Source organism: Chloroflexota bacterium, from assembly GCA_016197225.1.
Lineage (GTDB): Bacteria > Chloroflexota > Anaerolineae > Anaerolineales > VGOW01 > VGOW01.
This window is the reverse complement of record JACPWC010000024.1, coordinates 50,771-65,152: the sequence shown is the minus strand read 5'-3', so window position 1 is coordinate 65,152 and position 14,382 is coordinate 50,771. Positions and strand designations below refer to the sequence as shown.

The 14,382-nt window shown below is 61.8% G+C and carries 8 protein-coding genes; 2 read left to right on the top strand and 6 right to left on the bottom strand.

Annotated features, from left to right (window positions below; genetic code table 11):
- The first annotated feature begins 23 nt into the window (after positions 1 to 23).
- On the top strand, positions 24 to 1,634 hold the full coding sequence (locus HYZ49_04785) for a response regulator (GenBank protein ID MBI3241592.1): 1,611 nt from the start codon (positions 24 to 26) through the stop codon (positions 1,632 to 1,634).
- Positions 1,631 to 2,422, top strand: a complete 792-nt coding sequence (locus HYZ49_04780; protein ID MBI3241591.1) for a response regulator transcription factor — start codon at positions 1,631 to 1,633, stop codon at positions 2,420 to 2,422. Before HYZ49_04785 ends, HYZ49_04780 begins: the two co-directional genes overlap by 4 nt.
- A gap of 71 nt (positions 2,423 to 2,493) precedes the next feature.
- Here the strand turns inward: HYZ49_04780 and HYZ49_04775 are convergent, their stop codons facing one another.
- From HYZ49_04775 to HYZ49_04750, 6 genes are read right to left on the bottom strand one after another with little or no spacing between them, the layout of a single operon-like run.
- Positions 2,494 to 3,492: a DMT family transporter gene (locus HYZ49_04775; GenBank protein MBI3241590.1), complete on the bottom strand. Its 999-nt coding sequence runs from the start codon at positions 3,490 to 3,492 to the stop codon at positions 2,494 to 2,496.
- Positions 3,492 to 5,177 (bottom strand): pyridoxal-phosphate dependent enzyme, encoded by a 1,686-nt coding sequence (locus HYZ49_04770; GenBank protein MBI3241589.1) that lies wholly within the window; start codon positions 5,175 to 5,177, stop codon positions 3,492 to 3,494. The genes HYZ49_04775 and HYZ49_04770 overlap by 1 nt, the downstream gene beginning before the upstream one ends.
- A 5-nt stretch (positions 5,178 to 5,182) precedes the next feature.
- Complete coding sequence (locus tag HYZ49_04765) at positions 5,183 to 8,860, bottom strand: GAF domain-containing protein (protein MBI3241588.1); 3,678 nt, start codon at positions 8,858 to 8,860, stop codon at positions 5,183 to 5,185.
- Positions 8,857 to 11,145 (bottom strand): GAF domain-containing protein, encoded by a 2,289-nt coding sequence (locus tag HYZ49_04760; protein ID MBI3241587.1) that lies wholly within the window; start codon positions 11,143 to 11,145, stop codon positions 8,857 to 8,859. Before HYZ49_04760 ends, HYZ49_04765 begins: the two co-directional genes overlap by 4 nt.
- A complete protein-coding gene (locus HYZ49_04755; protein ID MBI3241586.1) occupies positions 11,138 to 13,627 on the bottom strand; it encodes a GAF domain-containing protein in 2,490 nt (829 codons plus the stop codon). Before HYZ49_04755 ends, HYZ49_04760 begins: the two co-directional genes overlap by 8 nt.
- Positions 13,590 to 14,381, bottom strand: coding sequence for a ParA family protein (locus tag HYZ49_04750; protein MBI3241585.1), 792 nt, complete (start codon positions 14,379 to 14,381; stop codon positions 13,590 to 13,592). Before HYZ49_04750 ends, HYZ49_04755 begins: the two co-directional genes overlap by 38 nt.
- Between the last annotated feature and the right edge of the window lies 1 nt (position 14,382).

The following is a 14,382-nucleotide window of genomic DNA, read 5'->3' as shown; positions in this document are numbered from 1 at the left end:
CCGGTAGTCCGCTAAATCTCTCCATGCCAGATCGAATCCTCATCGTTGACGACGACTTGGGCGTAGCAACCCTCTGCGAGCGGCTGTTGAAGCTGGCCGACTACGACGTGGAGAGCGCCCATCGCCCGCATGATGCTTTGCGTATGTTGCAGGCGCGGCGCTACGATTTGATGTTGCTCGACATCCGCTTGCCGGACATGAACGGCTTCGAGTTGTTGCAGTTGGCCCGCGAGCGCGACCCGGAACTGGCCATCGTCATCATCACCGGCCACGGCACGGTGGACACTGCCGTCGAAGCCCTCCAGCACGGCGCGGAAGGCCTGGTGCTCAAACCCTTCGAGTCCGGCGACAAGCTGGTGCAGAGCGTGCGCGATGCCCTGTCCAAGAGCCGGCAAGCCAGCGAGGCCGCCCGCTCGCGCGCCCTGCGCCCGCTCTTTGAGGTCAGCCAACTGTTGTTGGCCGAAGTGGACACGCAACGCCTGCAAAACCTGATCGTCTCGCTGGTGCAAGGCCGCTTCGGCGCTTCGTGCGCCGCGTTGTACGTCGTTGACGGCGAGGCCTTACAAATGGCGGCCAGCCAGGGGTTCCCCGCCGAGTATCCGCAAATAGCCAGAGTCGGCCCCAACGCCGGCTTGCCGGGCCGGGCCGTCGCCTGGTCACTGCCGCTGTGGGTCACCATCGAAATGCCGGGCGACCCGTCACTCCTGCGCGACTTGCAACTGGCCCGCCTCAACTCGGCTTTGTGCGCGCCGCTCACCCGTCGCGGCCAACCTACGGGCGTCATCGTCGTCGGCAAGTCGGCGGAGGCGGGAGCGTTTCGCGAAGGCGATCTTGAACTGCTCACCATTCTCGCCGGGCAGGCGGCGGCGGCGATGGAGAACGCCCGCCTGTACGCCGAACTGCGCGAGTACGTGCGCCGCATCGAAGAGTCGCAACAACAACTGGTGCAGGCCGAGAAGCTGGCGGCGCTGGGGCGGCTGGTCGGCTCCATCGCCCACGAAGTCAACAACCCCTTGCAAGCCATCCAAAATTGTTTGCATCTGGCGGCGCACACCGGCCTGCCCGAAGAGAAGCGCAGTGACTATCATCAACTGGCGGCTGAGGAAGTGGATCGCCTGATTCAAACCGTGCGCCAGATGCTCGACTTCTACCGGCCCGGCACGATTGACTTCACCCCGGCCAATCTCAACAGCCTGCTCGACGAAGTGCTGGCCCTGGCCGCCAAGCAACTGCGCGACAACCAGATCAAGGTGGAGAAGAACTACGACTCGACCCTGCCCGCCGTGCCGGTCGTCCGCAACAGCCTCAAGCAGGTCTTCCTGAATCTTCTGCTCAACGCCAGCGAAGTGATGCCCGGTGGCGGATGCCTGACTTTGCAGACAGGCCTGGCCCATGATGGGCCGGGCGGCCTGGCCCAGGTGTCGTTCACCGACACCGGCCCCGGCATCCCCATTGAAGATCAGGTCAAACTGTTCGAGCCGTTCTTCACTACTAAAGATCGGGGCACTGGCCTGGGGCTGGCCGTCAGTTATACTATTGTCGAAGCGCACCGGGGCCGAATTGAGGTGGACAGCACGCTCGGTGCCGGGGCCACATTTACTGTTTATTTGCCGTTGGAAAGGGAAACGAAATGACTGCTCCCAAAGTGCTGGTTGTAGACGACGAAAAAGCGATGCGCCTCTCACTCAGCGAAATCATCCGCCTCGACGGTTGTGAGGTGCAGGCCGCCGCTTCGGGCGAAGAGGCCCTGCAGTTGCTCTCCACCAACTCCTTCGACTTGATGTTGCTCGACCTCAAAATGCCCGGCATGGACGGAATCCGGGTGCTGGCCGAAACGCACCGCCTCTCGCCCCAAACCGTCATCATCCTGCTCACCGCTCATGGCACGCTCGACACGGCCATGCAGGCCATCGAGAACCAGGCCTTTGCCTACCTGCTCAAGCCGTCCGCGCCCGACGTGATCATTGACAAAGTGCGGCGCGGGCTGGCCCGGCGTATGGAAATGTCGCACAAGGATCAACTGATCAACCAGATCGAGCAGAACTTGAAAGAACTACGGACGGAAGTATCCCCCGCCTCGGCGGCCCCCGGCCCGGACTCCAAACCCAAACTGGCCAGCGGCGGCGGCATCGTCCTTGACCTCAGCCGGCGCGAGGCCACGGTGGGTGGCAAGAGTCTGCATCTCACCCCCACCGAGTTCCGCCTGCTCACCGCTCTCATGACCCGCCCCGACGAAGTGCTCACCGCTCAACAACTGGTGCGTGAGGCCCAGGGCTACCAGGCCGACGAGCGCGAAGCGCGCGAGATCATCCGGCCCACCATCAGCCGTCTGCGCTCCAAGCTGGCGCAGTACCCGCATAGCGCCAAGTGTCTGGTGAGCGTGCGCGGGCAGGGGTATATGTTTTCGGAACGAGGGGGATAAATTTGTAGGGGCGAAGCATTCGGATGGCAAGCTCGAAGTTAAGGCGAGGTTTCGCTCCGAATGCTTCGCCCTTACTTTGTTGCCTTCTTGGAACGCAACGGCGGCGGTTCAGGTTGCGGGTGCAGGCGCTCGAACAGACCATACATCCAGCCCAGCCAGCCGTAAGACACGTAATGTGATGCCAAATCCGGCTCGCGGCCAATCAGCCCCACACTGACAATCAGGATGATGGCGCCCGACCACTGGGTGATCGTCAACTGCTCGTTGAAGAAGATCAGGGCGCTGATCAGCGACACCAGCAATTCGCTCAATCCCAGCAACGCGGCCTGCATGCCGCCCAGCCGTTTGACCCCTACAAACAACGACAACCGCGACATAGCTGTCGCCAGGGTCAGGCCGATCACGCCGGCCCAGGCCACGTCTGACGCCTCGGCCAGCGGCGTGCCTGTCCAAATGGCCCACAGACCCCAGGGCGCGACTGTGATGGCCATGACGCTCAAGGTGTAAAGCGTCACGGTTTGCGACGGCATGTCGCGGAGCGTGCGCTGAGTAATGGCCAGGTGCAGGGCATAAGCCGCCGCCCCGATCAACATGAACACCACCCCCTGAAGCTGGCCGACGTGCTCGGTGTTGCTGGTGAGGAGGTAAACGGCGGGCACAGCCAGAATCATGCGCACAAAAGTGATCCGCGAAATCGGCTGGCCGTCCAACCGTAGCAGAAAAACCAGAATGATGGGGTTGATGCTGTAGAGCAGTTGGGCCAGCGAAGCGTCGAGCATGGCCAGACCACTGTAGAAAAACAGCGATCCAATGCCATTGATAATCCCGGCCACGGCGCAGGCAATGAAGCCGACCGGGTAGATGAAGATGTACTTGCGGCCAAAAAGCAGAAAGATGACCCACAGGATGATGGCCGCCGAAACGGTGCGAAGCAGAACCAGCGCCAGCGGATCCATGCCCTCGCGCAGAGCCAGCTTGCCGAAGATAGGCGCCAGGCCGAGCACGGTGGCCGAGAACAGAGCGGCGACGATGCCGTTGCGGGCGTGAAGGCGGGCCGCTGAGGAGTCCATCAGTTCAAGGCTTCAGTCATCTCAGAGAGCAGGTCTTCGTCCATGAACGAACCTTTTTGCAACAGCCCTTCCACCTGGCCGCTCAGCCGTTCACGATCTTCGCGAGTCAACTCTTTGGCGGTGATGACGATGACGGGAATCTTGCGGGTGGCCTCGTCGGCCCGCAAATGATCGAGCATCTGAAAACCGTCCATCTCCGGCATCATCAGGTCGAGCATGATCAGGTCGGGCAGGTTCTGGCGGACGAGGGCCAGACCGGCGGCCCCGTTGTTGGCTTCGTCAATGGTGTAGTTGCCGCGCGCTTGCAAAATGCGGCGGATGAGGCGGGCGGCGTCGGGGCTGTCTTCGATAATGGCGATGCGGCGCACGCGCTCGTCGAGCCGTTCCAGAGCCGCCACCAGGCCCTCGGCCTGGGGCCGGGGAGTGGCTTCCGTCGCCTCGCCGGAGAGCACCTTGGCCCAGTCGTCGCCCAGCACTTCGCGCTCCACCGGAATCGTGTGGCCGGTGGCGTTGATCACCACCACGTCGTCTGGAGCGATCAACCCGGCCCGCACCATCTTGAACAGCCCGGCGAAGGCCACGGCGCTGGCCGGTTCAATCGCCAGCCCTTCCATTTTAGCCGACACGTGCATCGCCCGGAATGCTTCCTGGTCGCTCACACTTTCCATCGTGCCGCCGTATTTCAAAATGTGCTGGCGGAGCAGGGTGTAAACGCGCCCCGGCTGGCCGGTGGAGAGGGTGGCAATGTGAGTGCGCGGCACGATCACCGGCTCGGCCACCTCCAGCCCGGCATGGAAGGAGTTGACCATCGGCGCGCAACCTTCGGCCTGAATGACGCCCAGCTTCGGCATCTTGTCAATCAACCCCATCTGCTTGAGTTCCCAAAAACCTTTAGCCACGCCTAGCGGCCCCAGCCCGCCGCTCACCGACTGGATGTACCAGTCGGGCGCTCGCCACGGGGCGGCGGTTGAACCGTTGGGCTGGCGGGCCGGAGTCACGCCCAACAGGCGGGTGAGTTGCTCGGCCACTTCAAACGAGAGAGTCTTCATGCTCTCCACCGAGGCAATGTTGCGCGCGCCCCGGTCGAAGTACAGGTTGCGCTGGCGGGCAAACTCTCCGGCCAGTTCTTTAGCCCGGTCGTAGGTTCCGGTGACTTTGACAACTTGAGTGCCGTAAAGCGCCACCTCGCGCATTTTGTCGGGCGGAACCATGCTGGTGAGGAAGGCCCACAGTTTGATCCCGGCCCGGGCGCAGTAAGCAGAATACGAAATGGCGACATTGCCGGTGGACGAGACGACGGCTTCGGTAATGCCGTTTTCTTTCATGGCCGAGATGGCCAGCGCCGCCTGCCGGTCTTTGAACGAGCCGGTCGGCCCCTGCCGCTCGTCTTTGACGTAAATGTAGGGGCGGCCCAGCATGAGACTCAGGTTGTAGCCGTGGAAGAGAGGGGTGCCGCCTTCACCCAGGGTGACAATGTTCGACGGGTTGCGCAGGGGCAACAAGTCCTGATAGCGCCACAGGTTGAACTGGCGGTTGGCCAGCATGGCGCTCAGGCTGGGGCCGAGGGTGGCGTAATCGTACCGCGCCTCCTGCCACTCGCCGCCACAGCGCTGGCACTTGCCGCCCGCGCCGCCCGACGGTGAACGATGACCGCAATCAATACATTCGAGAGTGAAGTTAACCATAGCGATTAGGAGTTGTCGGCGACAACGGCCGGCTTGGGATGATGCGCGCTCACGCCATTCAGCCGGCTGAGGGCCGAAAACAGGTCTACATCCAGAATCGGCTTGACGAGATAACCGGCGGCCCCCAGGCTCAACGCCTTCTCGTGTTCGGCCAGCACCGAGCAAATGAAGACCGGAATCTGTTGCGTGTCGGGGTCATCCTTGAGTTCCTGCAAGACCTGCCAGCCGTCGCGGTCGCGCATCAGCACATCGAGCAGGATGGCCCGAGGTTTGAAAGCTTTGGCGGCGGCGAGCGCTTCCTGACTGTTGGTGAGGCCGTGAACCAGGAAGCCTTTGGGTTCGAGATAGCGCCGGTACAGGTCAATCAGGCGCGCATCGTCGTCAATGGCCAGGATGGATTGGCGGCTGTCGCCCGGCGCCGGTTCCGGCGCGTCAATCATTTCGGTGTAAACGGGCAGGGTGAAGTTGAAAGCCGTCTCGGCGCCCAACTGGCTTTCTACCCAAATGGCGCCGCCGTGCATTTCCACCAGGTTACGGGTGATGGCCAGACCCAGGCCGGTGCCGCCCGTCTTGCGCGTGGCCGAGCCGTCCACCTGGCTGAAGGACTGGAAAAGTTTGGAGATGTCGGCCTCAGAGATGCCGATGCCGGTGTCGCGCACCGTCACTTGCACCATCGGACGCGGGGCCGAGGCGTCAATGACAAAGGCTTTGATGGTGATGGAGCCTTGCTCGGTAAACTTGGCCGCGTTGGAGAGCAGATTGATGAGCACCTGGCGCACGCGGAAGCTGTCGGCATACACCGGCGGCAGGTCGGGTTGAATTTCCGGAATGAGACGGATTGGCCTCTCCCTGACCAGGCCGCTGATGGTGGTTAGCACGCTCCTGACGATCTCCGGCAGATCAACTTTATCAAACGACAAATCCATCTTTCCGGCTTCTACTTTAGCCAGGTCAAGGATGTCGTTGATCAGGTTGAGCAAGTGTTGGCCGGAGGTGTGGATGGCGCTCAAGTCCTGGCGTTGCAGGTCGGTGATCGGGCCGTCAATGCCTTTGATGATGACCCGTGAGAAGCCGATGATGGAATTCAGCGGCGTGCGTAGCTCGTGGCTCATGTTGGCCAGGAACTGGCTCTTGAGCCGGTCTACTTCGCGCAGACGGTCGGCGGTTTCGCGCAACTGCTGGTAGAGCCGCACGGTTTGCAGGGAATAGGCCGCCGAGGTGGTGATGGAGCGGAACAACTCGACATCGTCCGGGCTGAGGCCGGCCGACGGCCCGGTGTGAACGACCTCGACCACCGCTTCCACCTGCTCGTCAAAGATGAAGGGCAGGCTCATCGTTTCGCGGACTTTATCCTCCGGCTCTTCTCGGAGACGTTGCATCCACAGTGCGCGGCGGCGGATCACTTCCATCAGGTCTGGCCGGTCGCTGGCGGGGAAGCTTTGGCGCAAAGCCGGCCAGGCATCGGCTTCGTTGGGGTTGAGTTTGAGGGTAATGGGGGTAAAGGTCTCGGTGGCGGCTTCCCAATGCAAGACGGTCACTCCGTTCGGCTTATATGCATTGAACAGTTCTTCGGTCAGGGCCTGCATCAAGTCTTCTTCACTCAAGGTTCGGGCCATGGCTTGTGTGGCTTTGGCCAGCGCCGTCGCTCCATATTGCTGACGACCCAGATTCTGGTAGAGGATCGCGTTTTGCAAAGCGACCGAAATCTGGGTGCTGATCGAGTCGAGCAGGGGAAGCTGGTCGTCGGCAAAGGCGCTGGGGAGCGTGTGGGTGTAAGCCAGCACGCCCACCACCTCGTTGGTGCGTTGCGATCTCAGCGGCGCGGCGAGGATGGACCGCACCTGCTCCTGGCTGATGCGCGGCAACCAGCGGTCGTCGAGCAGGGCGTCTTTCACCAGCACCGGCTGGCGATTTTCAAACACCCAGCGATCCAGGCCCCGGGCGGCGGCGGCTTTCACCACTGCCTGGGTTTCGACTCCGGTGAAGCGGTCGAGGTCGGGGATGGTGCTTCTGAAGATGGCCTGACCTTCACCGGTGTACAGCACGTAAGCGTGCTCGGCGCCGATGGACGAGGCAAACTTCAAGGCGGTGGCAATGATGTTGTTCAGGCTCAGGTTGGCGGCCAGCGCCTGCGACGACTCAAACAGAAAGACCAGCCGCTCACGTTCCTTGTTCAACTGCTCAAGCAGACGCGCGTTGTCCAGCGCCAGCCCCAGGTGTTCGGCCACTTCCTGAGCCAGGGCCAGGTCGTCTTCCGTCCACTCATGATCTGCGCCAATCTCTTCCAGGGCCAGGGCGCCGATGGGCTGACCGCGAAGCAAAATCGGCGCGGCCAGGGTGGCGTGTTCGCCGCCGGTCTGGATGAGGCGGCCCTTTTCCAACGCCTGGGCCAGGGCTGAGTCGGCGTTGGCTGAAGGCACTCGGCCGGTTTCGGCAACGATGGTGCCGCTTTGCGATTCCAGAAATTCCCTCCAGCCTTCTTGCGAGAGGCGACCGGTGAGCGCGTTGAGTTCGGCCAGCGTCTTCTGCGAGTCTTCGAGCAGTTGCTGGTTTTGGACGAGCAGTTGTTGTTGGGCGGCGAAGAGTTCGGCGTTGTTGATGGCAACGGCCAGTTGGTCGGCCAGGGTTTGCAGAACGGCCACATCGGCGGAGGTGAAGGCGTTTGGCTCGCGCGATTGCACGTCGAGCGCGCCCAGCAGGCGTTCGCCGACAATGAGGGGAATCGCCATTTCGGAACGCGTTTCTGGCAGAAGCGGATTCTTGAAGTGGACAGCGTCGGCGTCAACGTCGAGGGCGATGCGCGGCGCGCGCCGCGAGGTGACGTAGCCGATGATGGATTGCGAGCCGACGGCCAGGGTGTGTTTGCGCTCCTTGAGCTGGCGGCCAATTTCGCCGGTGGACTCGCGGACGACGGCCTGACTTCCGGTTTCGTCCAACAGGAAGATGGAAGCGTGATAATAGCCAAAACGGTCGCGAATGAGTTCAACCGTGCGATGAAGCAGTTCGGAAAGATCGAGCACACTGCTGGCGGCGCGGCCAATCTCGGCGGCGACGGCTAGTTGGGATGTGCGGCGGCTTACGATTTCTTCCAGGCCGGCGCTTTGCTGTTCCAACTGGGTAATGGCCTGCTCGGTGCGGCGCGAGGAACGATAGTTGACGATGGCAATGACGACCAGCACGCTCGGCCCGACAACGACGTTTAAGAGGACGGTTGCCAGCGCCGGAAAGGTTGGCGGGTGAAACGGGTTGAGGCTGGCAATGACGAGGTTGTGAATAATTGCCAGACTGCCGATGACGACTACGCGCTGGGTTCGACGGGCCGGGAGCAGATAATTGGCCAGCACAATCGGCACAAACAGCACCATGATGTTGAAGCCGATCACGTCGGATTGAAAATAGAACGACGACACCATGAGGCCCACAATGGCGTAGACAAAGGCTTCGATGCCGCGTTCGGGGTTGCCGCGCCGGGCGATTTGCCAACAGATGTAGAAGCCGCTTATCGCCACGGCCAACAGGCCGCCAATGACCAGTGTTTGCCAGTAGCGCAGAAAGGCGAAGGCCAAAACGTAGATGACAAGGCCCAGGCCGACGGCCAGGGAGCCTAGCTGGTAGACGAGCCGGAATTGTTCCAGTTGCCAGCCGGACTGGTTTGGCCGGGGCAGGTGCGCGGGCTGGCTCATGCGCCCTCCCGCGACGGACTGGTTAACCGCACGACGGCCCGGCTGCTGCCGGTGGCACGTTGCAGTTCCTCGGCGGCAATTTGCAGAATGCGCTTGACGTCCGAGCCAAAGGCGATCTTGCTGGTCACTTCAGAGATGACGCGCTCGCGGCGGGCCAGGCGTTTTGTCTCGGCCAGCGCGCTTTGAGTCTCTTCCAGCAGGCGCGCGTTTTCAACCGCCAGCGCCGCCTGGGCAATGACTGCCTCGGCCAGCCTCAGTTCATCCTGTGTCCACTGCCGATCTTCGTTCGGGGCGCTCAGCATGAATTCGCCGATGACCTGACCGCGCAAGGTGATCGGGATAAACATCTCGGTGCCATCGTTCGACAAATAGGGCTGGGTCAGGCTTAGAGGGTCGCCGTTCATTGCCTCGTCCGGCGCGGGTTCGACGGTGTTGCCTTCCAGGCGCAAGCTAACCGTTTCCGGGTGCGAGCGGGAATAATTGTCCCAGGCCTCGCTGAGGTATTGACGGCTGAGCAAGCTGATCTCGGCCAGGCGGGTCTGCGCTTCCTTGAACAGGCGCGCGTTGTTGATGGCAACGGCGATCTGGTTGGCCATGCTCTGAAGCACCGCCACGTCTTCGGTGTCGAATGCTTTAGAGAGGGTGGACTGCACGTCGAGCGCGCCCAGCAGCGTGTCGCCCACGATCAGCGGCAGGCCCATTTCGGATCGGGTGTTGGGCAGGAGCGGGTTTTTGAAGTGGACGGTGTCAGACCCCACGTCGAGCGCGATTCGCGGCTTGCGGTTGGCGGTGACGTAACCCATAATGGACTGCGACCCCACGCCCAGTCGGTGGCCGCGCTCTTTGAGTTGGCGGCCCACCTCGCCGGTAGACTCGCGCAGGATCGCCGTCTCACCCTCTTCATCCAGCAGGAAGATCGAAACGTGATAAAAGCCCAACCGGTCACGAATCAGGTTGACGGTGAGATCCATTACTTCGTCAATTTCCAGGGTGGATGACACGGTGGCGGCGATTTCATTGATGGCCGCCAACTGGGTGGTGCGCTCGGCTACTTTTTCTTCCAGCACGCCGGTGGAGGCGCGGATTTCTGAAATCATGGAATTGAAGGCTTGAGAGAGCTGGCCGATCTCGTCGCGGCCCGCCATTGGCACGTTGACGTTGAGGTTGCCGCTCTGGGCTTCCTTGGCCAGGCGCGTCAGTTCGGCCAGCGGTTGCACCAGCGCCCGGGCGACGAAGATGGTAAAGACAATGGCGATGATCAGGCCGATGACGCCGATGACGCCCGCCGCCCGCACGACGGCCAGCGAGGCGGCCAGACTTTCATTTACGTTTTGGCGGATGATGACCGCCCAGCCCAGGTTGTTGATGTCGGACGGGCCGACATCGGTAAGGACAAAAGCCTGGGCGACCATGCTTTGTTGTGACTGAAATTCGCCGATGTGCCACTGGGCGTCCAGCATGTTCCGCCACTCTTCTTCCGGGATGCGAATCTCCTCAGTCGAGGTGGTGTCGAGCCGCAGGCCGCTCTCGCTGAATAGCATGGCCTCGCCGGTCACGCCCACGTCCACGCCGGTCAGTTGGTTGATCAAAGCTTGCAGGCGATAGCGGGCATGAAGGATGCCGATGACTTCGCGGCTGTTAGGCTGGTAAATCGGCACGGCGATGACAATGGTGTAAAGATTGCTGACCGGCTCAAATTCCGGCGGGCTGATGTACACCGCGCCGATGCCGCTGTTGTACGCCAGCGTCCACCACACTTCGTCGGAATGGGCGAAGGCCTCGGGCGGGGTGGTGATGGCGACCAAACCGCCATAGCGATCGGTGACAAACACTTCGACGTTGTCGGGATAACGATTGGCGAAGTTGCGTAAATCAATACTGGAGGTCAAGCTCTGGCGATCCAGCACCAGCGGGTTGTTGGGTTGAGCCGCCGTCCACTGCGCTGTCATCTGATCGAGTTCCTGGCGGGCAATCGCCTCGGAAGCCGGATAACTGGTATTGGCGGTTTGTACGTCAGCAACGACGGCTTGACTGCGGGCCAGCGTGTCCAGGTTGTTTACTTCCTGCGCCAGTTGGTCGGCCACGCGCCGCGCCGTGGACTGGGCAATGGTGTACAGATTATTGCCAACTTGTTCGGAAATCGTGTTTTGCAGGATTGCCACCACGATGACAGTAACGGCCACAGTGGTGGGTACCAGCACGGCCAACACCGCCACAACCAACTGAGTAGCCAGCGGCCAGTTGGATCGCACCCGGCCCAGGCGATTGAGTAAACGCCTAATCATTGCTCACCTTCCGAGCCGGTATCTCTTGGTTGTTGCCTGGCCCGCTCAGCCGAACCAGGCCTTTGCCAGCGCCCAACGTTTTGCCCAGCTCCACCAGCGTCGTGGAGAGAATGCTGTTCACGTCGGGCAGGCGGCGCAACTTGTCGCTGATGACGTTGACGGTTTGCTCGCGGTTGGCCAGGCGACGGGCTTCGGCCAGCGCCGTCTCGGCCTCTTCGATCAGCCGTGCATTCTCCAGCGCCAGAGCGGCCTGCTCGGCGGCGGCTTCAATGAGAGCCAACTCGTCCGGGTCCCAGACGTGATCGGCCTCTTCGGCTTCCAGCGCGATTGCGCCAATGATCTGATCGCGCAATTTGAGCGGGACGGTGACGGTTGAGCCGTCGTGGCTGTGGGTCACTACCGCTTTCTGTGTTTCCACCGCCGACTCAATCGCCGGCAATTCCACAGCGCCGCCCTGGATCAGCGTGTTGTTGGCATAAGCAAAGGTAGGCAAGCGGCCTGCCTGATCGTGCTGGCTTTGGGAGAACCGCTCCCAGGCTTGCGAGAGATACCGCTGATGAAGCGTCGTCACTTCGGCCAGAGCGCCCTGGGCTTCCTGGAAGAGGTGAGCGTTGTCCAGAGCAATAGCAACCAGGTCGGTCATGCCTTGCAGAGAAACGATGTCTTCCGGCGAGAAGGCCTCGGGCTGATCTGATTGAATCGAAATTGCGCCCAGAACATGCTCGCGAGCGATGAGGGGCAGGGCCATTTCCGAGCGGGTGTTGGGCAGGAGCGGGTTGTTGAAGCGAATGCCCTCAAAACCGACATCGAGCGCCAGGCGTGGCTGGCCTTCGCTGGCCGCGCGGCCAATCATTGAATTGCCGCCCACTTCCAGGCGATGGTGGTTGGCAAGCATGGTCTGTCCCGCCTCGCCGGTCCCGGCCCGCAACTCGGCGTAACGCCCCGTCTCGTCCACCAAAAACGCGCCCACATAATATAACTCGAAACGCTCCCGGATCAGGTTCACCGTCCGGCGCAGGAGTTCGTCGGGGTTGAGTTCGGCGCTGGCGGCGCGAGCCACCTCGGCCCCGGTGACGATTTGGGTGGTGCGGCGTTCGATGAGTTTGGTGCGCTCGAGCACGCGTTGCTCAAGCTGTTCGCGTTCGCGTTGCAGTTCTTCCACCATGCTCTGCTCGCGATACCGGGTTGAAACGAATTCGGTCTTGAGCATAGACAAACCGCGCATCACCACGACAGCCAATAAGAGAAAGACGACGCTTCCGGTGGCCCAGATGATCGAGTCGGTTGAGGCCACCACTTCGGCCCGGGGCGTAGTCAACAAGTTGTTGCTCATCATCCAGCCGATTGCGCCCATCGTCAGCAGGCTCATAATGAGCGCGCCCAGGCTGGCCCGCAAACTCAACAGCAGGAGGGTGGTGGCGGTGAAGGCGAAGAGGAAGAGCCGCCCGTTGCCGCTCAGGCCATATTGCACCAGGAGCGTCCCGCCCAGGCCGTACATGATGAGCAGGAAGATGCTGGCTCGCAGGCGGTAAGGCATGCGAATGAACGTGGCCGTCAGCAGGACGGCGTAGACGACAATGTAAATGAGGCCCAGAAACAAGTCGCCATCGTTGATCACTCTGACGAGCGAAATGATTAGCGTCAATGCGCCCAGGGCGCTTGCGCCGTTCAGCAGAGTTTTGAGCAAATTCTCGCGCCACTGAGAGATGGTGAACTTGGCGGTGTGCCGGGCGGAATCCTTTTCGGGAATGTGCTGGGCGGGTTTGGCCGCCGGACTCGCTTGGGAGGCCGCCTCGGGTTTGGGGAGGGCGTGGGCGGGCGTTGATTTCTCAGTGTCGGGCGCCCCGGCGGTGGCCTGGGCGGCGCGCAACTTTTCCATGGCCGCCATTGCGGCTTCACGTTCCTGTCGTTCCTGTTCGGCTTGTTGCCGGGCCTGGGCCAGTTCAGCTTCGAGTTTGGTCAGTTCGTCTTCGCGCTGGCCGATTTCCTGGGCGGCCTGCTGGCGCACACGATCCACACTGGCTTCAAACCTGGCAATTTCGGCTTCGCGTTGCTTGCGCTCCTGAGCGGCTTGTTGCTGGGCGCGGACAATAGCGGCCTGAAAGCGGGCTTCTTCAGCTTCGCGCTGTTCACGATCTTTGGCGGCCTGTTGCTCGGCTTGAGCAATTGTGGCCTGAAGCCTGGCCTGCTCGGCTTCGCGTTGTTCGCGCTCTTTGGCGGCCAGTTCTTCTGCCTGAGCGATGGCGGCCCGAAGCCTGGCCTGCTCGGCTTCACCTTGCTCACGATCTTTGGCGGCTTGTTGCTCGGCCTGAGCCATGGCCGCTTGCGCTTCGGCCTGTGACGATGCGCCTGTGTCGGGAGCGGGCGGCGTTGGCGGTTCGGGCCTGGGCGGTTCGGGCGGCGGCGGGGTCGGCTCTGGCGGCTCAATGCCAGAGAACAGTGACTCAAGCCGTTTCTGGTAACTGTTGTCGTTGTTGGACATACTGCAAGATTTCCTGAGTCAACTGCCGGTACTGTTGCGTGCCCCGGCTGTTCGGCGCGTGAACGGTAATGGGCTTGCCCACCAACTGGCTCTCGCGCAGTTTGCTATCTACGCCGATGACGGTTTGCAGGATCGAGTCGGCAAACCGTTGTTGCATGTGCGCCAGCACCCGGCTGTGCAGGTGGCCGCGCCCGTCGAACATGGTGATGAGCATCCGGTAGATGAGTTGCGGGTTGGTTCTGGTTCGCACCAGCCGGATCATCTGGAAGATGCCTTCGAGGGCCTGGACTGAAAAATATTCGCACTGGGTGGGAATGACGACCAGGTTCGAAGCGGTGAGGGCGCTAATGGTGATCGGCCCCAGCGACGGCGGGCAGTCAATGACCACGAAATCGTAAAAGGCCAGGTCTTTGCCGGCCAGGTTGTCGCGCAGCAGGTATTCAAACTGCGACCGGGCGTAGAGCGCCTTCGACACCACCAGCATGTCGGGGTTGGAAGGCACCACGTCGAGACCGGGCAGTTTGGTTTCGCGGCTGACGCGAAGCAGGGTTTCATTGCCCAGCAAAACGTCTGCCGCCGAGTGGCGCATGGTGGCCGGGTGCAGGCCGGCGGCAGTGGTCAGGTTGGCTTGCGGGTCGAGATCAATGATCAATGTTTGATGGCGTTGCTCGACGAAGCAGGCCCCTAGCGAGAGCACGGTGGTGGTTTTGGCGACGCCGCCTTTTTGGTGGCAGATGGCGATGACGTAAGGCATA

What these genes read in the sequence shown, in the direction of transcription:
- HYZ49_04785 (MBI3241592.1), top strand. Translation starts at nt 24, where the DNA reads ATGCCAGATCGAATCCTCATCGTTGACGACGACTTGGGCGTAGCAACC.
- HYZ49_04760 (MBI3241587.1), bottom strand. Translation starts at nt 11,145, where the DNA reads ATGATTAGGCGTTTACTCAATCGCCTGGGCCGGGTGCGATCCAACTGG.
- HYZ49_04755 (MBI3241586.1), bottom strand. Translation starts at nt 13,627, where the DNA reads ATGTCCAACAACGACAACAGTTACCAGAAACGGCTTGAGTCACTGTTC.
- HYZ49_04780 (MBI3241591.1), top strand. Translation starts at nt 1,631, where the DNA reads ATGACTGCTCCCAAAGTGCTGGTTGTAGACGACGAAAAAGCGATGCGC.
- HYZ49_04765 (MBI3241588.1), bottom strand. Translation starts at nt 8,860, where the DNA reads ATGAGCCAGCCCGCGCACCTGCCCCGGCCAAACCAGTCCGGCTGGCAA.
- HYZ49_04750 (MBI3241585.1), bottom strand. Translation starts at nt 14,381, where the DNA reads ATGCCTTACGTCATCGCCATCTGCCACCAAAAAGGCGGCGTCGCCAAA.
- HYZ49_04770 (MBI3241589.1), bottom strand. Translation starts at nt 5,177, where the DNA reads ATGGTTAACTTCACTCTCGAATGTATTGATTGCGGTCATCGTTCACCG.
- HYZ49_04775 (MBI3241590.1), bottom strand. Translation starts at nt 3,492, where the DNA reads ATGGACTCCTCAGCGGCCCGCCTTCACGCCCGCAACGGCATCGTCGCC.